Annotated in this window: 17 protein-coding genes and 1 tRNA gene; 5 read left to right on the top strand and 13 right to left on the bottom strand. The window is 70.8% G+C overall.

Annotation, left to right across the window (positions count from 1 at the left end):
- Positions 1-476: 476 nt before the first annotated feature.
- From pheA to ACIBJG_RS03935, 7 genes are all read right to left on the bottom strand, one after another.
- Positions 477-1,412, bottom strand: coding sequence for a prephenate dehydratase (gene pheA, locus ACIBJG_RS03965; RefSeq protein WP_399303629.1), 936 nt, complete (start codon positions 1,410-1,412; stop codon positions 477-479).
- A gap of 127 nt (positions 1,413-1,539) precedes the next feature.
- On the bottom strand, positions 1,540-2,787 hold the full coding sequence (gene efeB / locus ACIBJG_RS03960) for an iron uptake transporter deferrochelatase/peroxidase subunit (RefSeq protein ID WP_399303869.1): 1,248 nt from the start codon (positions 2,785-2,787) through the stop codon (positions 1,540-1,542).
- A 113-nt stretch (positions 2,788-2,900) separates the two neighbouring features.
- A complete protein-coding gene (locus ACIBJG_RS03955; RefSeq protein WP_399303627.1) occupies positions 2,901-4,859 on the bottom strand; it encodes a copper resistance CopC/CopD family protein in 1,959 nt (652 codons plus the stop codon).
- A gap of 14 nt (positions 4,860-4,873) precedes the next feature.
- Positions 4,874-5,323: a copper chaperone PCu(A)C gene (locus ACIBJG_RS03950; protein ID WP_399303625.1), complete on the bottom strand. Its 450-nt coding sequence runs from the start codon at positions 5,321-5,323 to the stop codon at positions 4,874-4,876.
- Entirely contained in the window at positions 5,320-5,973 is a 654-nt protein-coding gene (locus ACIBJG_RS03945) for an SCO family protein (protein WP_399303623.1), read from the bottom strand. Before ACIBJG_RS03945 ends, ACIBJG_RS03950 begins: the two co-directional genes overlap by 4 nt.
- Before the next feature lie 67 nt (positions 5,974-6,040).
- Positions 6,041-6,784, bottom strand: a complete 744-nt coding sequence (locus ACIBJG_RS03940; protein ID WP_399303621.1) for a YcnI family protein — start codon at positions 6,782-6,784, stop codon at positions 6,041-6,043.
- A gap of 167 nt (positions 6,785-6,951) precedes the next feature.
- Entirely contained in the window at positions 6,952-7,755 is an 804-nt protein-coding gene (locus ACIBJG_RS03935; protein WP_399303619.1) for a hypothetical protein, read from the bottom strand.
- Between the two features lie 256 nt (positions 7,756-8,011).
- On the opposite strand from ACIBJG_RS03935, the gene ACIBJG_RS03930 reads away from it, so the two are divergent.
- On the top strand, positions 8,012-8,602 hold the full coding sequence (locus ACIBJG_RS03930; RefSeq protein ID WP_399303617.1) for an ATP-binding protein: 591 nt from the start codon (positions 8,012-8,014) through the stop codon (positions 8,600-8,602).
- 37 nt (positions 8,603-8,639) lie between these two features.
- Here the strand turns inward: ACIBJG_RS03930 and ACIBJG_RS03925 are convergent, their stop codons facing one another.
- Both ACIBJG_RS03925 and ACIBJG_RS03920 read right to left on the bottom strand, forming a co-directional pair.
- Entirely contained in the window at positions 8,640-10,103 is a 1,464-nt protein-coding gene (locus ACIBJG_RS03925) for an aminopeptidase P family protein (RefSeq protein ID WP_399303615.1), read from the bottom strand.
- A 120-nt stretch (positions 10,104-10,223) separates the two neighbouring features.
- Positions 10,224-11,711: a PP2C family protein-serine/threonine phosphatase gene (locus ACIBJG_RS03920; RefSeq protein WP_399303867.1), complete on the bottom strand. Its 1,488-nt coding sequence runs from the start codon at positions 11,709-11,711 to the stop codon at positions 10,224-10,226.
- Positions 11,712-12,193: 482 nt separating this feature from the next.
- On the opposite strand from ACIBJG_RS03920, the gene ACIBJG_RS03915 reads away from it, so the two are divergent.
- Entirely contained in the window at positions 12,194-12,916 is a 723-nt protein-coding gene (locus ACIBJG_RS03915) for a bifunctional DNA primase/polymerase (protein WP_399303613.1), read from the top strand.
- 908 nt (positions 12,917-13,824) lie between these two features.
- Here ACIBJG_RS03915 and ACIBJG_RS03910 read toward each other — a convergent pair.
- The 3 genes from ACIBJG_RS03910 to ACIBJG_RS03900 form a co-directional block, all read right to left on the bottom strand.
- Positions 13,825-14,790, bottom strand: coding sequence for a DUF5926 family protein (locus ACIBJG_RS03910; protein WP_399303611.1), 966 nt, complete (start codon positions 14,788-14,790; stop codon positions 13,825-13,827).
- A gap of 143 nt (positions 14,791-14,933) precedes the next feature.
- Positions 14,934-15,623, bottom strand: a complete 690-nt coding sequence (locus tag ACIBJG_RS03905) for an ATP-binding protein (protein ID WP_399303609.1) — start codon at positions 15,621-15,623, stop codon at positions 14,934-14,936.
- Positions 15,624-15,710: 87 nt separating this feature from the next.
- On the bottom strand, positions 15,711-16,556 hold the full coding sequence (locus ACIBJG_RS03900) for a glycerophosphodiester phosphodiesterase (protein WP_399303607.1): 846 nt from the start codon (positions 16,554-16,556) through the stop codon (positions 15,711-15,713).
- 190 nt (positions 16,557-16,746) lie between these two features.
- Here ACIBJG_RS03900 and ACIBJG_RS03895 point away from each other — a divergent pair, with 190 nt between their 5' ends.
- Positions 16,747-18,231 (top strand): S1C family serine protease, encoded by a 1,485-nt coding sequence (locus tag ACIBJG_RS03895; RefSeq protein ID WP_399303605.1) that lies wholly within the window; start codon positions 16,747-16,749, stop codon positions 18,229-18,231.
- A gap of 53 nt (positions 18,232-18,284) precedes the next feature.
- A tRNA-Ser gene (locus ACIBJG_RS03890) sits at positions 18,285-18,371 on the top strand.
- Positions 18,372-18,453: 82 nt separating this feature from the next.
- Here ACIBJG_RS03890 and ACIBJG_RS03885 read toward each other — a convergent pair.
- Entirely contained in the window at positions 18,454-19,335 is an 882-nt protein-coding gene (locus ACIBJG_RS03885) for a bifunctional DNA primase/polymerase (protein ID WP_399303603.1), read from the bottom strand.
- A gap of 311 nt (positions 19,336-19,646) precedes the next feature.
- On the opposite strand from ACIBJG_RS03885, the gene ACIBJG_RS03880 reads away from it, so the two are divergent.
- Positions 19,647-19,958, top strand: coding sequence for a hypothetical protein (locus ACIBJG_RS03880; protein WP_359082683.1), 312 nt, complete (start codon positions 19,647-19,649; stop codon positions 19,956-19,958).
- Positions 19,959-19,983: the final 25 nt, after the last annotated feature.

The raw sequence follows: 19,983 nt of genomic DNA, 5'->3' as shown, positions 1-19,983 counted from the left end.
GCGGCGGCGTCAGGAAAGAGGTCCTATTCCCCTAAATGGGGCAGAAGGGTTATGCGCCTTGACGCATCGCCCTTGTTCGGGTGGGGAGTTGATCGCCGCTTGTCCACAGGAATGGGTACTCCGTCAAAGTTATCCACAGGCTGTGAGGAAGGTCTGTGGACGTGGAGGAGATCATTCCGAAACCCACATGCCGACTCGTGGATTCACGGTTCAAACCCCCTTCACGCGCTCGTTCGGGTGGGAATTCCTCGCCCTAAAGAGTTGATCAATGGAATTGAGCTGACAACAGGCGACCCGTCGGCCTGTGGACCGATCTGAGCGAGGTGGGCAGATTTGTCGACCATGTCGCGTTGCGGTGTCGACTTGTCCCCAGGTCGAGCGCGCGCCTGTGGATAACTTTTTCACGATGACAATCGGCTGATAACACCAGCCGTGTGGGCAGCACAGCCGCCCGGCCGCGGGGCCGGGCGGTCAGGTCAGGCCCGGCCGTCCTGATTCCGGGCCAGCCAGTCGGAGGCCTCGGTGAACGCGGCATCCGACGTGCCCGCCCGCAGGGGCCGTACGTCCGCCGGCGTCACACCGGCCCGCGGATAGGAGCCCAGAAACCGTACGTTCGGGCAGATCCGCTTCAGACCCATCAGCGCCTCGCCGACCCGACGGTCGGAGATATGGCCCTCGGCGTCCAGCGCGAAGCAGTAGTTACCGATGCCCGCACCTGTTGGCCGGGACTGGATCAGCATCAGGTTCACCCCGCGCACCGCGAACTCCTGGAGCAGTTCGAGCAGCGCGCCGGGGCGGTCGTCCCCGAGCCAGATGACCACGGATGTCTTGTCCGCACCGGTCGGCGCCGCCGGCCGCGCCGGGCGGCCCACCAGCACGAAGCGGGTCTGGGCGTTCTCCACGTCGTGGATCTCGGTCACCAGCGGTTCGAGGCCGTAGGTCGCCGCCGCGAACTCCCCGGCGAAGGCGGCGTCGTACCGCCCCTCCTGTACGAGCCGGGCACCGTCCGCGTTGGACGCCGCCGACTCCCATACGGCCTGGGGGAGATGGGCCGCCATCCAGTTGCGCACCTGCGGCTGCGCGGCCGGGTGTGCGGTGACCGTCTTGACGTCGGACAGCTTGGTGCCGGGACGCACGAGCAGCGCGAAGGTGATGGAGAGCAGCACTTCGCGGTAGATCATCAGCGGTTCGCCGCTGGTCAGCTGGTCGAGCGTGGTGGTGATGCCGCCCTCGACGGAGTTCTCGATCGGGACGAGCGCCGCGGCGGCCGTACCGGCCCGCACCGCGTCCAGCGCCGCCGGTACGGAGACCATCGGGACGAGTTCCCGGGTGGCGGCTTCCGGGAGCGTACGGAGGGCGACCTCGGTGAAGGTGCCCTCGGGGCCGAGATAGGCGTAGCGCGTGGCGGACATACCGTCACCCTAATGTGCCGGGTGCGGCTCAGGACTCCGTCAGCCACGGCCCTTCAGCGGCTCAGGACTCCGTCAGCCACGGCCCTTCAGCGGCTCAGTACTCCCCCGCCCACGGCCCCTCAGCGGCTCAGGATTCCAGCAGCCGCTGCCCCACGTACTCCCCTTCGGCCGCACCGCCCGGTACCGCGAACAGTCCGCTCGCCTCGTGGCGGAGGAAGGGTGACAGGGCGTCGCCCCGGTCCAGTTTGCGCTGCACGGTGACGAAACCGCGCAGCGGATCCGCCTGCCAGCAGATGAACAGCAGTCCGGCGTCCGATGTGCCGTCCGAAGAGATGCCGTCGTGGTACGAGAACGGGCGCCGCAGCATCGCGGCGCCGCTGTTGCGCTCGGGGGAGGAGATGCGGGCGTGAGCGTTGTCGGGGATCAGCAACTTGCCGTCCGGGCCCGCCTTGTCGAGGTCCATCGAGGTGGTCTCGGTGCCGCCGCTGAGTGGGGCCCCGTCCGCCTTGCGCCGCCCGATGACCTGTTCCTGACGTTCCACCGGGAGCTTCTCCCAGTCGTCGAGCAGCATTCTGATCCGTCGGACGACCGCGTACGAGCCGCCGGCCAGCCATTCGTACGCAGCGTCGTCGCCGCCCGCCGGGACGAAGACGCGCTGGTCGAAGTCGCTGTCGGCCGGCTTTGGGTTGCCGGTGCCGTCGATCTGACCCATGAGGTTGCGGGCGGTCATCGGCTTCGCGGTGGCGCCGGGGGTGCGGTTGAAGCCGTCCATCTGCCAGCGCACGGTGGCCGTCGAAGCGGCCTCCTTCTGTACGGCCCGCAGTGCGTGGAACGCGACGAGTGCGTCGTCGGCGCCGATCTGCACCCAGAGGTCGCCGCCCGACCGGCCGGCGTCGAGGTGGTCGGCGGAGAACGGCGGCAGCGCGTCGAGGCCGGGCGGACGGTGAGCCGTCAGACCCGTCCGTTCGAAGAAGGTGGCGCCGAAGCCGAAGGTGACGGTCAGCGAGGAAGGTCCGGCGTCCAGCGCGATGCCGGTGTCGTGCCCCGTGCCGTCGGCCGCGCCGCCGGCGGTGGGTTGGCCGGCCATCAGCCGCTGGGCTACGGCCGACCAGCGGCGCAGCAGGGCCGCCGCCTCCTTGCGTCCGGCCCCGGGGGCCAGGTCGAAGGCGATGAGGTGGCCGCGGGCCTGAAGCGGAGTGGTGATCCCCGGTTGATGTTTCCCGTGAAACATCACCTTGCTCGACCCGACCGAGGTGAGGGCCGTCGGCGCCTCGTCCCGGGTCGCGGCATAGCCGGTGGCGCCGCCGGCCGCCCCGAGGACGAGGCCGGTGGCGCCGGCCGCTCCCGCGGTGCCGAGCAGCCGCCGCCGGGAGATCCCGCCGGCCGCCGGAGCGGCGGTGGCGTCGCCGCCGGTGCGCCTGTTCCTGCCCCCCGCGCTGCTCGACGCCGTGTCTGTGCTGTCTGTGTGGTTTCCGTTCACGGTCCTGCTCAGCCGATCTTCACGTTCTTGTCGACCGTGGTCTGGTCGATGTCCGAGGTCCGCACGGTGACCGCGACGTTCCAGTTGCCCGCGATCGGGATCTGGACTCCGGTGGAGGTCCAGTGGCCTTCGGTCAGCCGTACGGGGACGGCCGGCAGGGGCCCGATGTCCTTGGACTTCAGGGTGAAGGCGAGCTTCACCTCGGGGACGTCCATAGCCTTCCCGTCGATGCCGTCGATCCAGAGGTGCACCACGTTGACTCCGGTGTGCCCGGGGTCCAGGTCCATGCGGACCGTGCCCTTGCCGTTCGCGCCACCGGTGTCGAAGGGCAGCGTGAGGTTGACGGGGCCGCTTGCCGCGGGCGCCGCGGCCGGTGCGGACGTGCGCGCCGCCTCCTCCTCGGTACGGCCCGGCTCGGTCGAGGTCAGGATGGTGGTCACCGCCAGCAGAGCCACCGCGACCCCGACTTCGGCCAGCACCGAGCGGCGCAGGCCGGACCGGTCGGGGTCGGCGTCACGTATCCGCTTCTTCTCCGCGGTTGCCACGGCCGCCTGCTGGCGGGCGAGCTGGGCGGCTCGCGCGGGGTTCTCGGGACCAGCGGCCGCCGGAGTTCCCGCGTCCGTCGCCTCCTCCTCTTCGTCCGCGCCCGCGGTGCCGGCCGCAGCCGCGGATGCGTCCACGCCCCCACCCGTCGCCAGCCGGGCGGTCCACCGGCGTGAGATCCCGGCGACGCCGACGAGGACGGCGACGAGCCCCACCTTCACGAGGAGCAGCTGTCCGTATCCGGTACCGGTCAGCGCGGACCAGGAGCCGACCTGGCGCCAGGACTGGTAGATCCCGGTCGCGGTGAGCACGAGCACGCTGATGAACGCGATCCGGGAGAAGCGCCGGACCGCGGCGGCGGTGATGTCGGGGGTGCGGTACAGCGCGATCAGCAGGGCCGTGAGCCCGCCCAGCCAGGCCGCGACGGCCAGCAGGTGGAGCACGTCGACCGGCATCGCGATGCCCGGCTGGATCCCGGTCGACGCGTGCTCGGCCAGCGCCCAGGTCCCGGCGATCCCGGCGGCGATGACCGCACCGCCGATGGCGAGGCCGAAGGTGAGGTCCTTCTTCTCGCGTTCGTCCTCGCGCTTCGCGTACGCACCGAACAGCACCGCGATGAACAGCGCACTGGCGCCGAGCAGCAGCAGCCGTGAGACGAGTGCGGCTCCGGGTTTGGTGTCCAGGACCGCCTTCAGGCCGTCGAGGTCGAAGGCATCGCCGAGCTTCCCGGAACCGGTGTACGGGCTGCGCAGCAGCAGCATCGCGATCGTGGCCGCGGTGAGGGTCATCCAGCCGCGGACGACGAGGCGCTGCAGCGGCCGGGAGCCCGCCCCGCGCTGCCAGCAGGCCAGCACGAACGCGGCGCCGCCCACGAGCACGATGAAACCGGCGTACGCGGCGTACCGGGCGATGCCGTAGAGCGTGCCGACCAGGCCACCGCCGGCCTCGTTGTCCGGGAGGGCGACGGTGGTCTCGGAGGGTGCGCCGATGGAGAAGGTGAAGGCTCCGGAGACGGGGTGGCTGTCGGCGGAGACGGCCTGCCAGGCGACGGTGTACGTGCCGTCCGGCAGCCCGGCGTGCAGGGAGACGCCGTACTTCACGGTGGAGCCGCTGTGCAGATCGCGCGGTGCTTCCTCGGTGTCCGCACGCTTCCCGGCGGGGTCCAGGACCCGGATGGATCCCTCGCCCATGGCGACCTGCTCGGAGAAGGTGAGCGTGACTGCCTTGGGCGCGGCGGCGACCACCGCCCCGTCCTGCGGATCGCTCCCGGTGAGCGCGGCATGCGCCGACGCGGGGCCCGCGACGGCCAGCAGCAGACCGAACACCAAGCCGAACAGGGCGGCGAGGAGCCCGGCGACGGCGAGCGGCCGGCGCGGGGCGGATGCGGACGGGGAGGACCCGAGGGGCGGGGCGGTGGCTGTCATGGTGTGTCAGTCCCTCACTGCTTCTTCGGGTTGTGGGTGGTCTCCTTCACGGGAAGGTCGACCGCGAGGGGACCGGCCTTCTCGAAGTGCAGTTGCACGGACACCGTCTCGCCCTGCTTGGGCTGCTGCTTGAGCTTCACGAACATGATGTGGTTTCCACCGCGTTCCAGATCCAGCTCACCGCCCGCGGGTACGTCGAAGGACGACACCATGCGCATGGCCTGGTTCTTCGTCTCGTGGATCGTGACGTCGTCCGAGAGCGGACTGGTGACCGAGGTGAGCCGGTCGGAGCTGCCGCCGTCGTTCCGTACGACGAGGAAGGCCGCGGCCATGTCGTTGACGGGCTGCGGCATGAACGCGCCCGTCACCTTCAGCTCCGGTTTGCCGTCCGAGGACGTGCACCCCGCCAGCGTCAGACCCGTGGAGAGGGCCAGGACGCCGGCGAGGGTGGTGCGGCGGTTCACGGCTTCTCCCCCTTGACGATCTTGGGGAGGTCCTTGGCGTAGTCCTCGGGCGTGGTGTCCTCGCTGTACAGCACGTAGCCCTGGTCGGTCTTCGGGGAGAACGCGATGACCTGCGAGCCGTGCATCGAGACGACCGTGCCGTCCTTCTCCTTCTTCGGGGCGTCGATACCGATGCCGATCTGCCGGGCGCCCGCCTGGATGGTCGGGAAGTCACCGGTGAGACCGATGAAGGAGGGGTCCTGGGACTTGAGCCAGGTGCCCAGCGAGGCCGGGGTGTCCCGCTCCGGGTCGGTGGTGACGAAGACGACCTGGAGCTTGTCCCGGTCGGCCTCGGGCAGGGACTTCTTGGCGATCGCGATGTTGCTCATGATGAGCGGGCAGACGTCGGGGCAGTTGGTGTAGCCGAAGTAGATGAGCGTCGGCTTGCCCTTGGTTTCCTCGCGCAGGTCGTACTTCTTGCCGTGGGTGTCGGTCAGGACGAGATTCGGCTTGGTGAACGGCTGGTCGAGCACCGTCGCGGCCTGGGTCTTCGCCTCCACCGAGATGTCGGCGATCGGCTTCTTGCTGTCGTTGTCACTGCTGCCGCAGGCGGACAGGGTGAGCGCGGCCGCGGCGACGAGCGCCGCGGCCAGCACAGACTTCTTAACCATGGAGCACTGTTTCCTGGTGGGTCGGTGTATCGGCTGGGACTGGCGGGTGGGACTCGGGTGGGTGTGATCAGGCGGTACGGCGACGGCCGGCCAGGACGCCGAAGGCGACGCCCGCGACACCGATGACGATGCCGACGATGCCGAGCACACGGGCTGTGCTGTCACTGGAGGAGGCCGCCGAGGCCGTGGTCTGCTCGTCCTTCGCGTGGTCGGCCGTGGCGTTCTTGTCGGCGGAGTCCGAGCCGGAGGCGGCGGTGGCGTCGTGCGCGTCACCGGTGGCCGCGGTCAGCTTGAGGACCGGGGCGGGGCTCTCGGGCTCCTCCGCGCCTTCCTTCTGCTCCTCGATCCAGCGCACGACCTCCTTGTTGTCGTACGTCTGGATGGCCTTGAACACCAGTTGGTCGGCGTCCTCCGGGAGCTGGCCGACGGAGAGCGGGAACTGCTGGAAGCGGCCGGGCTCGATCTTGCTGCCGGCCGCGGTCCAGGTGACCTTGGAGACGGCCTCGTTGATCTTCTTGCCGTGCATGTCGAGCGGCTTGGCCAGCTTGCTCGTGGTGACCTTGATGTCCCAGCCGGGCACGGGCTGCGGCATGACGGACGCCAGCGGGTGGTCGGCCGGGAAGTTGACCTCGAGCTTGGTCGTCGAGGCGTCGTCGCGCTCGTTGGGGACCTTGAAGTTGATGACGGCGTAACCGCCCTTGGCGGCCTCGCCCTGCGGCTGGACGCTGACGTGGGCGGAGGCCGTACCGGCGAGGATCAGGACGGTGGACGCGGCGACGCCGCCGGCGAGGGCGATGCGGGAAACGTTCATGGCAGGGATCACTCCACAGATGCACGAAGGAAGGGTGCTCCGGCGCGCGGGTGCGCGACGGGGTCGCGACACCTCTTCCCCACGAGCGGCGTGCGTACGAGGACCCGTACCGGCACCGCAGGGGTGCGTGGCGTAGGTCGCGCGGGCATCGCGTGGAGGGTGTCGCGTCAGGCTGCGAGGGTGAATACGGGGGGCGGCCCGCGCCTGATCACCATGTGCTGCAAGGGATCCCCGGTCGCCGGCGGCGGTGCGTCCACGGCGGTACGGGGGATGCGCGGCCCGGTCATCGGGCCGCCGGGAAGGCCGGCGCGCAGCGCGGCCACGAGGACGAGCGCGGCCCGCAACGCCCGCAGCCTGGCCCCGGCCGCCACCTGCTGGGCGCCGTGGAGCGACAGCCGGGCGAGGCGGAACAGGGCGACCTCGCCGCGTCGCAGCAGCCAGCCGGCGGCCAGCGCGGCCAGCAGATGGCCGAGCACCATGGGAAGGTCCGGCAGCGTCCCGGCAAGGCCGGCCGCACCACCGGAGGGGGCGGCCGCCAGGTGCTGGTGGGTCTGCCCCGTCACCGAAGCCGGGTCGATGCCCGCGGTGGTGACGATGCGGTGGGCGTCGGCGGCGTTCAACCGGCCGGGCCCGGTGCCGCAGACGATGTTCGCCGCGAACCGGATCAGTGCGTCCTCGCCGGCCGGGACCCGGGGCGAGGCGGTGTGCGTGCCCACGCCGAAGAGCGTGTGCAGGACGAGCTGTCCGCCGGCCAGAGCCGCGGCGATGGACGGCAGCGAGCGTTCACGTCCGGCGAGGGGGGCCGCCACCGCGAGGATCCCGAGGAATCCGGCGAGCAGTGTCCACCAGGGGACGGCCGCGCAGGCGGCCAGCGTGTGCCCGGCTGCGGACAACGCGACGCAGACCGCGGCGAACACCGCGGCCCTCAGCAGCCGCATACCGGCTCCGGCGCGTCCCACAGACGTAGTCATGGCCGAGACATCATCCCACTGGGCCCCCGGCCTTCGTACGGCAGGTCCGGAAGGTCGTCTTCCGCCCGAATCGGCGGGAGGCGGGCCGTTCGGACCGGTTGCGGACGGGGCAGAACGGCTCTGTGGGCCGGGGATGCACAGGTGTGGCGAGCGAGGGTATCCGCCGAATGAGCGGTCTCACATCCCGTCCGTGCTTACAAACGGCCTCGGGCGGCAATACGTATCGGTAGTCGAGCCGCAGCCAGGAGGCTGGAGCATGAGCATCTGGTGGTCACTCCATTTGCGGCGCGAAGCTGCGAGCGTTCCGCTCGCCCGTCGGTTCCTGCTCGGCACGATGGAATCCGCGGGTGTGGACCCGGACATCTCCTTCGACCTGTCGCTCGCCCTGAGCGAGGCCTGTGCGAACGCCGTCGAGCACGGCGGGGCCCACGGCGGCCCGGGCGATGCCGCGGAGAACTGGGACGCCTGGCAGGAACCGTCCGGCGCTGCCAGCGGGCAGTACCGGGTCACCGCGTATCTGGACGGCGAGAAATGCCGCATCGAAGTCGCCGATTCCGGACCGGGCTTCCCCGCCGGGCGCGCACTTCGCACCGCCGCACAGCAGCACGAGACAGAACAGCATCCGTACGAGAACAAGCAGCAGCCGTACGAGAACAAGCAGCAGCCGTACACACCGCAGTACGCCGAGTACCCGCCGCTCACCGCCGAGGACGGGCGGGGCCTCTGCCTGATCGAGGAGCTGGCCGATCACGTCCACTTCGGCAACAGGCCGGGGCACGGCGGTGCGGTGGTGAGTTTCGACAAGGTCCTGAAATGGCGGGAGGGCGCCCTGCTCATGGTGTCCTGAGCAGGGCGCCCTCCAACGCGTGGGACGGGGCGGACGGTCAGCCCTTGAGCCCGGCCATCCACGCCTCGACCTCGTCGGCCTGCCGCGGCAGCTTGTCCGAGAGGTTCCGGTTGCCGTCCTCGGTGACGAGGATGTCGTCCTCGATCCGGACGCCGATGCCGCGGTACTCCGCGGGAACGGTCAGGTCGTCGGCCTGGAAGTAGAGACCGGGCTCCACGGTGAGGCACACGCCGGGCTCCAGCGTTCCGTTGACGTACGACTCGGTCCGCGCGGCGGCGCAGTCGTGGACGTCCATGCCGAGCATGTGTCCGGTGCCGTGCAGCGTCCAGCGGCGCTGCAGCCCCAGCTCCAGGACCTCGTCCACGGTCCGGTCGCCGAACAGACCCCACTCGACGAGCTTCTCGGTGAGTACGCGCTGTGCGGCGTCGTGGAAGTCGCGGAATCCGGCGCCGGGCTTCACCGCGGCGATGCCGGCTTCCTGGGCCTCGTACACCGCGTCGTAGATCTTCCGCTGCAGCGGCGTGAACGTGCCGTTGATGGGAAGCGTGCGGGTCACGTCGGCCGTGTAGAGGTCGTTGGTCTCCACACCGGCGTCGAGCAGCAGCAGTTCGCCGGAGCGCACCGCACCGTCGTTGCGCACCCAGTGCAGGGTGGTGGCGTGCGGGCCGGCGGCGCAGATCGAGCCATAGCCGATGTCGTTGCCCTCGATGCGGGCGCGGAGGAAGAACGTTCCCTCGATGTAGCGCTCGCTCGTCGCCTCGGCCTTGTCGAGGACCTTCACGACGTCCTCGAAGCCCCGCGCGGTGATGTCGCAGGCCTTCGCCAGCTCGGCGATCTCGAAGGCGTCCTTGACCAGGCGCGCCTCGGAGAGGAAGACGCGCAGTTCCTCGTCGCGCTCCGCGGTGACCTTGTCGGTGAGCGCCGTTTCGATGCCGGCGTCGTGACCACGGACGTTACGGACCGGGCCGGTGGCCTCGGTCAGTGCGGCGGGCAGTTCGCGGACGTCCTCGGCCGGGATGCCCAGCAGCTTCCCGGCCTCGGTCAGGGAGTGCCGGCGGCCGACCCACAGCTCGCCCTGGCCGTCGAGCCAGAACTCGCCGTTCTCGCGGTCGGAGCGCGGCAGCAGGTAGACGGTCGCCTCGTGGCCGTCGTCCGTCGGCTCCAGGACGAGGACGCCGTCCTGGGTCTGGTCGCCGGTGAGGTACGCGTACTCGGTGGAGGCGCGGAAGGCGTACTCGGTGTCATTGGACCGGGTCTTCAGCCGGCCGGCCGGGATGACCAGCCGCTCGCCGGGGAAGCGCGCGGACAGCGCGGCGCGGCGGTCGGCGGTGTGCCCGGCCTGGGCGATCGGCTCCAGGCCGTGCAGCTCGGTGTCGGCCCAACCGGACTTCATGCTCTCGGCGAGCTCATCGGAGACGCCCGGGTACAGGCCGTTCTTCCGCTGCTTGACCGGCTCGGTCTCTTCGGTCTCCGGGTTCTCCGGGGTGAGCTCCTCAGACACGACTTTGTCTCTCCTTGATACGACACTGGACCCCCTCCATCGTACGGGCGTACGGAAGGGGGCCCAGGGCCGGAAGACCTCTTACACAGGTGGCCGCCGGTATCGGCGGGTGCGGGCGGCTCAGTCGAAGCGTGCCGCGAGCAGGACCACGTCCTCGGTGCCGTCGCCCCGGTCGATCCCGTCGGGCAGCACGGTGCGCACCACATGGTCGGCGACTGACCCGGCGTCGTGGCGCAGCGCCTTCGGGACGCTCGCCGCAGCCGAGTGGAGCCGTGCGAACGCGCGGTCCATCGAGTCACCGGCGCGGCGCAGCAGGCCGTCGGTGTACAGCAGGACCGTCTCGCCCGGCGCCGGGACGATCTCCACGCTCGGCGCCTCCCAGCAGGCCAGCATGCCCAGCGGGGCGGAGAGGGTGGTTTCGACGAACTCGGTGCGCCGGTCGCCGACGATCAGGGGCGGGGTGTGCCCGGCACCGGCCAGCAGGATCTTGCGACGGGCGGGCTCGCAGTACGCGAAGAGCGCGGTCGCGGAACGGGCCGGCTCGGTGAGCCGCATCAGGAGTTCGAGGTCGGAGAGGACGGCAACCGGATCCTCGCCCTCCATCACCGCGTACGCCCTCAGGCCCGCGCGCAGCCGTCCCATGGCGGCCAGGGCGCTGGGCCCGGAGCCGCCGACCGAGCCCACGGCGAGGCCGAGCGCACCCTCCGGCAGGGCCAGCGCGTCGTACCAGTCGCTGCCGCTCCGGGGTGCGGCGTGATGGCGCACGGCCAGCTGTACGCCGGGGACGCGGGGCAGCCGGCTGGGCAGGAGTTCCTCGGCGATGGTGGCGACATCGGTCCTGGCCCGCTCCAGTTCCAGCAGCCGGGCCAGGTGCTCGGCGGCGTACCCGGCGTACAGACCGATGAGATGGCGCTGGCGCTCCAGCGGCTCGGCGGGTTCGTCGTAGAGCCAGACCGCGGCTCCGAGCCGTCCGGTCCGTTCGGTGGTGATCGGCAGCGCGTAGCTGGCGGCATAGCCGAGGCGGGCGGCGACCTCACGCCTGCGGGGGTCCAGGCCGGCGTCGCCGAGCAGATCGGGGGTGGCCAGCGGGCCGTCGGTGTCCGGCCGGCCTTCCAGGATGCGTCCGTAGGAGGTGGCGCTCCGCGGCACCGTCTCGATCTGCCCGAGCTCCGCGTGGGCCAGTCCGAGACCGATGGTGCTGACGGGGCCGCGGAGGTCGGACGGTTCGAAGACGATCAGCCCGCGGCGGGCGCCGACCAGCGCGGCCCCGGCGTCGAGCAGTTCGTGCAGGGCGTCGTCGAGGGTGTTGGTTCTGGCCAGCCGTTCGGTGAGCTCGTGCAGCGTGGTGAGGTCGGAGACCCAGCCCGCCAGACGGTCCTGGATGAGGGCTCCGGGCACGGCCGGCACCTCGGGGAGAGGCCCGGCAGTGTGTGCCGAAACCGGAACGGTGGGATCGATTCCAGCCACTTTCGGCAGGTGTGGGGCGCTCATGGTCGCCGGCTTTCCGACTGGTTTGTTTCGTCGAATAGCATCGCAAACCCCCATGTCATTCTGCGCCGCTATCAGTGCATCCACATGTACACGCACAAGTAAGGCGATGTCCAGCATTGTCCCCACGGGATTTGTGGTGTCCATGGGGCGAGTAACTTGGCCAAAAAATGCACCCTGCGGCGGTCATTCGCGGTCGACTGGGTCTGCTCGACCGGGGGTTGCCCTCGGGCGAAGTCCCACGGGGAGCGTCATTCCGGGCATGCTGGGTACGTGAATCGGTAGATGGACCAGGGGTGGTTCCCACCGCCTCCGGAACCTGGCAGCGGGCCCGGACGTCCTCACCTGTGACGGCCACGCCCCACCCTCGAGTGGCGAGGCCGTACGACGGACGGCAGGCGCGGTACGCGCCCTGCACCTCGACATGTAGGCGACTGGAACCGGCTCGATTCGAATCGGCACAGCTCACGCTCGGTACCGACGATCAACCCGTACCGCAGGCTCGACGAGCATGTACACACAGTGAAGATCCGCACACGTGTTGTGACGCGCGCGTGGTGTGATGTGGACCCTCGGCGTTCAACGGAAAGGAACGAGCGCTCATGCGCGAGATCCCCGGAAGGCGACGCAGGCTGCGGTTCGGACGCAGGGGCGGGACCGCCCGGCTCGACGCGGCCCTGACCTGCGCCACCGCTTGGCAGTGGCCCGTGCTCCCGGGGGTGGGCCTCCAGGTGGCCGGCAGCCGTGGTGAGCGCGGCCGCGGCTGCGCCTGTCCCGACCCCGAGTGCGCCGTGCCCGGCGCGCACCCCTTCGATCCCGGCCTGCTCGCCGCGACCACCGACGCCCGGATGGTGCGCTGGTGGTGGACGAACCGGCCCACCTCGCCGGTCCTGCTGGCCACGGGCGGGCTCGCGCCGTGCGCACTGAGTCTGCCGGCCGTGGCGGGCGCCCGCGCGCTGGCCGAGCTCGACCGGATGGGCATGCGGCTGGGGCCGGTGGTGGCGACGCCGACCCGGTGGTCGCTGCTGGTCGCTCCGTACACCCTCGAACGGCTCGGTGAACTGCTGCACGCCCAGGACTGGGTGCCCAGTTCGCTGCGGTTCCACGGTGAGGGCGGCTATCTCGTCCTTCCGCCGTCCGAGATCGGCACGGGGCAGGTGCGGTGGGAGCGGGCGCCGGAGCGCACTCCCCGGCAGGGCTCCGGTGGCGGAGCGCCGGTCAGGACGGTGGCGTCGCCGTGGCTGCCGGATGTGGGGGCGGTTCTGGACGCGCTGGTCGAAGCGAGCAACAGCGCCCCGGACGGCGGGAGCCGGCTCGCGTACTGACGGATCGGCTGCCGGCTCCTGTGGTGACGGATCGGCCGCCGGCTCCTGTGGTGACGGATCGGCCGCCGGCTCCTGTGGTGACGGATCGGCCGCCGGCCCGCGTACTGACGGATCGGCCGCCGACGCCGTACTTCTTTCGGTGCACCGTCAGGAATGGTGAGCGCCGGCGGCCGGACGCTTCAGGAATGTCCCGGGTCGGCGTGCCGGCGTGGGCGTTCGCTGGGTCGTTTCCGTTCTTGATCCGGATCTGTTCTTCTCTGTTCGCCTTCATTACGGAACGCTGCCGGATCCTTGGCGTATCACTTCCGGATGAGGTGATCGCTAGGGATCTTTCCAGTCACTTTGTGGGGGCCTTTTCGGTCATGCAAAGTCTGCCGATGCAAAGGCCGCCGGTGGTCCGCTTTCTGATGCGCTTTCCGGAAACCGTTCGAACCGTCTTCGAAGATCTCTTCGGGAGCTGTTTCGGTCCGTAATCGGAAAGGAAGCCGGCCGGGACTTCTGTCCGATACCGAGCGGTCCGGTGACCGTGCGACCCGGGTGTCGGCGCCGGGTCCAACGGGGCTCCCCCAGCGGCGGGTTGGCGCCGGTTCACCACTGACGTGGTCTCACGGCCGTCGGAAGGGTGACCGGGGTGAGGCGGGGCGGGCGGGGAGCCGAGGGGTGTGGCCGGGGGCTGCGCAGGGCGTGTGCGCGGTTCGTGCGCCGCGTGGTGCGCCGTCGGGCGCCGTGCCCGGACATGAGGATGCCCGATCGCTGGCGACGGGGGATGCACCAGCGACCGGGCTTCTAGAACGGTAACAAGAGATCTGCCGTTCGCAAATTCGATCTCGCGTATTCGGACAGCGATTTACCTGTGGGTACGGCGAGTTGTGACGGGAGTCACCGTACGGTCCGGGTGATGGTCACTGTCAGCTGAGGGTCACTTGGCGGTTGGTGAGCCCGCCGCGCGCCCGGCGCTCCTCGGTGGTGAGCGGCGCGTCCGACGCGAGCGCGGTCGCGAGCCGCTCCGCGAACGCGACTGCGGGCTTCTCGCACTCCTCGGCGCCCATCGTGCTCGGCAGGTCCCAGACCGGGACCATCAGGCCGTGCGCGCGGAAGGAGCCGACCAGCCGGGTTCCCTCGCCGAGCGACGAGGTGCCGGCCGCGTGCAGCCGGGCGAGCGCGTCGAGGAGCCGCTCCTCGGGGTGCGGCATGACCCAGCGCAGGTGGTTCTTCTCCGGGGTCTCGCACCAGTAGGCGGCATCCACTCCGGAGAGCAGGACGGTCGGCAGCGCCGCGTCGTTGGCGCGCTCCAGGGACGCGGACACCTCAGCCGTGGCGTTCTCCGCGTCCGGCACCCAGAACTCGAAGCCCTGGTGCACGACGGGCGCGAACGGGGCGTCGGCGTCCAGGAGGTCCTGGAGCCGTGGTCCTTCGGCCGGTACGCGCCGGGCGGCGACGGGCGAGCCGGGCTCGGCCTCCAGTGCGCGCTGGAGCGTGTCGGCCAGGTCGCGGCCGAGGTCGCCGGAGGAGGTGTCGTTCTGCAGGGCGAGCAGGACCGAACCGTCGTCGCGGCGGAGCGCGGGCCACGCCATCGGGAGGACGGTCGCGAGCGTCACCGACGGCACGCCCTCGGGCAGTCCGCCCTTCAGCGTCAGTTCGACCGTGGCGGCGGGCACCAGCTCGCGCAGCGCGACCCAGTCGCATTCGCCGGCCAGCCCCTCGAAGGGGCGCTGGACGAGTTCGGCCACGGCCTGGGCGGCGGCGCGGCCGTGACAGGCCTTGTAACGGCGGCCCGAACCGCACGGGCAGGGCTCGCGAGCCCCGACCACCGGGATCTCGCCGTCGTCAAGCTGCTGCTTCCCGGCCTTGGTCTGAGGGCGCTTCTTCGCCATGGTGGGCTTTCTCCCGATTGCGACAGTGCGGTCTGGGCCGCGAGCCTAGCCGCCCCTGCGCAGTCCGGGAGCACAGCCGCCCCCGCCAGGCAGCCTCCCGAGGGCGGCTCCCACCGCGTGGCTACCGCTCTGTTCCGTCGCGTTCAGCCCACGTCGTCGAACGCGTCGGCGAAATCCAGCCCGTCGAGGCCCGTCGCACCGCTCGCTCCCGAGCCGCCGGACGGCAGCCCTGTGCCTCTCGGGGCCCGTCCGTTGCCCCGGGTGTCAGGCCGGTTGCCGGGACGGCCGTGTCCCTCGTCACCGCCGTGTCCCTCGTTGACCAGGACCCAGACCGTGACCTCGCCGGACGAGTCGTCACGTACACCCCACTCCTCGGCGAGGGCGCTGATGATGTTGAGCCCCCGGCCGCCGCGAGCGGTCACCGACGGTGTGGCCGGAACCGGCCGGGTCGGGCCGCCTCCGTCCGTCACCTCGACGGTCAGTCCGCCCGTTCTGTCGACGCGCCAGGCGGCGCGCACGTCGCCGTCTCCCACGTCGGTGTGCCGGCCCAGGGGCCTGCCGTGCCGGCAGGCATTGCTGAGCAGTTCGGAAAGGATCAATACAGCATCGTCGACGACCGAATCCGACACCCCGTGGCTGCGCAACTGCTCACGCATCCGGTGCCGCGCCTGACCCACGCCCGCAGGGCCATGGGGTACGGCCATGCTCGACGACGTGGGCACTTCCTGTGCCACCACCAACGCCACCCCCGAGACCTCCTTTGCCCCACGCCACGGAGTGGATGCCCCCCTGGGCTGGACCGGAAACCGGCCAATGGCCTGCGAGTGACGCACTCGTGACGATCGGGTACGCGACGAATGCGCCGGTGTACTCCCTGTAATCGGCGATGCGGGGTGGTGACCGCCCGTGGCGGACGGGCCCTAAGCGCGCCCCAGCTGTGCCAGAACCTGTTTCGGACGGTTCGTGATGATTGCCTCGACGCCCAGCCGGATGCAGAGCTCGACGTCCTCCGGTTCGTTGACCGTCCAGACGTGTGCCCGATGACCGGCGCGGTGCAGGCGGTCGATGTAGCCGGGGTGACTGCGTACGATCCGCATCCCCGGCCCCGCGATCCGGGCGCCGGCCGGCAGCCGTCCGTCGCGCAGCCGCGGCGAGACGAACTGCATCAGGTAGACGGTGGGCAGCTCCGGTGCGGCGTCCTGGATGCGGTGGAGCGAGCGGGCCGAGAAGCTCATGATGCGGATCGGCGAAGGGGCGTCGGACGGCGGCGCGTCGAGCGCGAAGCGCTTGAGCAGGTGCAGCAGCCGCTCCTCGACCTGGCCCGCCCAGCGCGTCGGATGCTTGGTCTCGATGGCCAGCTGCAGCGGCCGGCCGGCGGCTCTCGTCTCGACGAGGAGTTCGAGGAGCCGTTCCAGGGTGAGTACGGAGGTGAGCTCACCCGGCACCGGGTCCCAGTCAGGGGACTCCGCCTCCTCGCGGTCCTTCCACGAGCCGAAGTCGAGGGCCGCGAGTTCGTTGAGCTCCAGGGCGGAGACCGCGCCGCGGCCGTTGGAGGTGCGGTTCACCCGGCGGTCGTGTACGCATACGAGATGGCCGTCGGCCGTGAGCCGTACGTCGCACTCCAGGGCGTCGGCGCCGTCCTCGATCGCCTTCCGGTACGCGGCCAGGGTGTGCTCGGGGGCGTCGTCGGACGCGCCCCGGTGTGCGATGACCTGGATGGGATGCTGGCTGGGGCGCTGCTGCCGTGCTTGGGTCACCCGCGTCATGGTGTCACCGGGAGACCATGGACGCGCGCACGTTGTGGCGCGAGACCGTTTTGTCCGGTGTAAGGGCCCGTGCGCAGATGCACAGGTCCTGCTTACAGTGGCCTGACGTGCTGTGGGAAAAGCTGACTCCAGACACGTACACAGCGGATCTCTTGCCGAATCATGATGTGGAACCGAGGAGTAAAGAGCTGTGAGCACAGAGAACGAGGGCAACGAGGGCACCGCGGCCGAGGCCGGCCCGTCCGTTCCGTCCGCACCTCCAGTGCCGGCCGACGCTCCCCAGGGACACCCCGAGAGCGCGCCCGCCGCCCCGCCGCACCCGGACGCGACAGCCACACAGCAGCAGCCGGCCTCCCCTGCCCAGGACCCGGCGACCACCCCCATGGCCCCGGTCCCGGCGGCCGCGCCGCAGTACGCGCCCGCGACCCAGTCCGCAGCCGACGCCGGCTGGCCCCCGCCCCCGCCGGCGGTTCCGGCGTACGCGACGCACGGGGCGCACGGCGGCGGCCCGGTCTGGGGCCCGCCCGGCCGGCTCCAGACGCCCGACGCGCCGCGCAAGCGAGGTGCGGGCGGCCTGGTGGCCGCGGTGGTCGTGGCGGCACTCGTCGCGGGTGGCGTCGGCGGAGCCCTCGGCTTCTGGGCCGCGGACAGCAACAACGACTCCGGCTCCGCCGGGTCGACCACGGTCGCCGCGTCGGGCACTCCCCAGGACCTCAAGCGCGACCCGGGCACGGTCGCGGGCGTCGCGGCCAAGGCGCTCCCCAGCGTGGTCACGATCGACGCGCAGGGCGGTGACGGCGAGGGCGGCACCGGCACCGGCTTCGTGTATGACAAGGAAGGCCACATCCTCACGAACAACCACGTGGTGGCTTCGGCGGCGGACAGCGGCCAGCTCTCGGCGACGTTCTCCAACGGCAAGAAGTACGACGCCGAGGTGGTCGGCCGGGCCCAGGGCTACGACGTGGCCGTCCTGAAGCTCAAGAACCCGCCGCAGGGTCTGACCCCGCTGCCGCTGGGCAACTCGGACCAGGTGGCGGTGGGCGATTCGACGATCGCGATCGGCGCCCCGTTCGGTCTGTCCAACACGGTCACCACGGGCATCATCAGCGCCAAGAACCGCCCGGTCGCATCCGGTGACGGATCCGGCGGCAGCAACTCGTACATGAGCGCGCTGCAGACGGACGCCTCGATCAACCCGGGCAACTCGGGCGGCCCGCTGCTGAGCGCCAACGGCGCGGTCATCGGCATCAACTCGGCAATCCAGTCGACCGGAAGCAGCGGCCAGAGCCAGGCAGGATCCATCGGCCTCGGCTTCGCGATCCCGGTCAACCAGGCGAAGAACGTCGCCCAGCAGCTGATCAAGACCGGCCAGCCGGTCTACCCGGTCATCGGCGCCACGGTGACGATGGACGAGAAGACCGGCGGCGCGGTCATCTCGGACCAGGGCTCGGGCGGCACGGAAGCGGTCAGCAAGGACGGCCCCGCGGCCCGGGCCGGTCTCAAGGCGGGCGACGTCATCACGAAGTTCAACGACACCGTCGTCGACAGCGGCCCGACCCTGATCGGCGAGATCTGGACCCACAAGCCGGGCGACAAGGTCACGCTGACCTACAAGCGCGACGGCAAGACGTCCACGGTGGAAGTCACCCTGGGCGAGCGCAAGGGCGACAGCTGACCGGCTAGGCTGTCCTCCGCGTCGAAGCCGGTCTTCACCGGCGTTCGGCGCGGGGTGGGTTGCCCGAGCGGCCTAAGGGAACGGTCTTGAAAACCGTCGTGGCAGCGATGTCACCGTGGGTTCAAATCCCACACCCACCGCAGATGAACGGCCCCTGACCGGGTGAATCGGTCGGGGGCCGTTCGTATGCGCGCGCACAGGGGCGCACCCCGCCCGGGCACGTCAGCCCGGTGGTTCGCACCGGGTCGCGGTGAGGCGGGCGGCGGAGGCGATGGTGGCGCGGGCCTCGTGTTCGGGGAGGCCGGTGCGGACGGCGGCGCGGACGAGGGTGTCGGCCAGGGCGTCGCCGAAGCCGTGTTCGTAAGCGCGGCAGGCCGCCCAGAAGAGCCGCGTGTTGCGCTGGCCCTCGTCCGCGGCCAGGACGAACTGGACGAGGCCGCGGCCCTGGTCGGGATGGCCGTGGTGGTGGTTGCGGGGGTGGGCCGGGGGCGTCAGCAGGTGGAGGAGGGCGCTCGGGCAGGGCGCGGGCGGGAGGGTGCCGGTGCCGGGGACGAGACGGTAGGTGCCGTGGGCGGTGACCGAGCCGGGGCCGACCAGGTAGCCGCCTGTGCCGCGGATGTCGATGCCGGGGGCGAGGCGGCCGGCGGAGTTGGGCACGGACACGTCGGGTGGGCCCGAGAGCCAGATGTGACGGCCGCCGCTGGGGGTGAGCACGGTGACGGTCGGCGGGAGGGTGAACAGGTGCTGCAGGGCCAGCTGTTGCAGCGCCGCCACGGAGTCGGTCCGGCCGTTGGCGTCGATGTCGAGGTCGACGCCGATGAGGTGGTGCGGGGCGCGTCCGCACGCGATGCCGTAGCCGGTGGCCCAGGGGGCGGCGGCGAAGAGGTCGCGTACGGCGGTGGGGTCGGTGGTGGCGTCGTGGACGCCGTGTCCGGGCAGGCCGCAGGCGCCCCGGCAGCCGGAGGGGCGGGCCTCGCCGTGGTGCGGGGAGCGCAGGGCGGGGAGCTTGGTGGCGGACAGCGGGATGACGGGGAGCCCGTGCTCGGCGGCGGAGAGCGCGTGGGCCAGGGCCAGGGTGGCGGTTCGCCGGTCGGTGGTGGCCATGGTTCTATGTTCGTACGAACGTTCGAATAAGGGAAGAGGAGGAGGGCTCGGATCCGACGGTCGGGGATGGTGGCGGAACGCTTCTCCCCCCGCAGGGCGGGGGCTCTCCTCCCGGGCATGGCTGACCTGGGAGTTTGTGAGATCTGGGGGTTTATTTTCGCTTCCTCATGCTTGCGGGGGAATCGGAGTGCGTGGGCGGTTCGCCGGTACGGGGCTGGGCAACTTTGATCTCGCGACGTCGTGACCATCACCGGGGCGGTCGGCCAACTGACCCGGGTTCAGCCTTACTTTCGGTTCCTGGAGGAATAGACATGGCAAGCATCCGTACCGCTCGTGCCTTCGCCGTTGTGGCCGCCCTGCCTCTCGCCGCCGTTCTCTTCAGCGGTGTGGCCCAGGCCGACAACGGCTCGTTCGCGAACGACGGATCGAACGCCGGCGTGGCCACGATCAGCGGCAGCGGGGTCGGTGGGGACAACTTCGGAAATTCGTCCACCTCGCAGCAGCAGGCCACCGGCTCCGGGGCGTCGAACCAGAGCAACTCCGCCCAGGTGAACGGCTCGGCGTTCACGGACATCGACCAGTCCACCCACAACCTCGCGGTGAACTTCACCAACCTCTGGTGATCCGGTGCCTGCCGCGGTCCGGTCG

The sequence above is a fragment of the Streptomyces sp. NPDC050422 genome (genome assembly GCF_044458665.1).
Taxonomy (GTDB): Bacteria; Actinomycetota; Actinomycetes; order Streptomycetales; family Streptomycetaceae; genus Streptomyces.
The sequence above is the reverse complement of the archived record's forward strand: the minus strand, read 5'-3'. Positions and strand labels throughout refer to the sequence as shown.

Excerpts from the sequence above, each read along its gene's own strand:
- ACIBJG_RS03920 (WP_399303867.1), bottom strand. The coding sequence starts at position 11,711 with ATGCTGGACATCGCCTTACTTGTGCGTGTACATGTGGATGCACTGATA.
- ACIBJG_RS03940 (WP_399303621.1), bottom strand. The coding sequence starts at position 6,784 with ATGAACGTTTCCCGCATCGCCCTCGCCGGCGGCGTCGCCGCGTCCACC.
- ACIBJG_RS03955 (WP_399303627.1), bottom strand. The coding sequence starts at position 4,859 with ATGACAGCCACCGCCCCGCCCCTCGGGTCCTCCCCGTCCGCATCCGCC.
- ACIBJG_RS03930 (WP_399303617.1), top strand. The coding sequence starts at position 8,012 with ATGAGCATCTGGTGGTCACTCCATTTGCGGCGCGAAGCTGCGAGCGTT.
- ACIBJG_RS03880 (WP_359082683.1), top strand. The coding sequence starts at position 19,647 with ATGGCAAGCATCCGTACCGCTCGTGCCTTCGCCGTTGTGGCCGCCCTG.
- ACIBJG_RS03945 (WP_399303623.1), bottom strand. The coding sequence starts at position 5,973 with ATGGTTAAGAAGTCTGTGCTGGCCGCGGCGCTCGTCGCCGCGGCCGCG.
- pheA (WP_399303629.1), bottom strand. The coding sequence starts at position 1,412 with ATGTCCGCCACGCGCTACGCCTATCTCGGCCCCGAGGGCACCTTCACC.
- ACIBJG_RS03935 (WP_399303619.1), bottom strand. The coding sequence starts at position 7,755 with ATGACTACGTCTGTGGGACGCGCCGGAGCCGGTATGCGGCTGCTGAGG.
- ACIBJG_RS03915 (WP_399303613.1), top strand. The coding sequence starts at position 12,194 with ATGCGCGAGATCCCCGGAAGGCGACGCAGGCTGCGGTTCGGACGCAGG.
- ACIBJG_RS03900 (WP_399303607.1), bottom strand. The coding sequence starts at position 16,556 with ATGACGCGGGTGACCCAAGCACGGCAGCAGCGCCCCAGCCAGCATCCC.
- ACIBJG_RS03885 (WP_399303603.1), bottom strand. The coding sequence starts at position 19,335 with ATGGCCACCACCGACCGGCGAACCGCCACCCTGGCCCTGGCCCACGCG.
- ACIBJG_RS03910 (WP_399303611.1), bottom strand. The coding sequence starts at position 14,790 with ATGGCGAAGAAGCGCCCTCAGACCAAGGCCGGGAAGCAGCAGCTTGAC.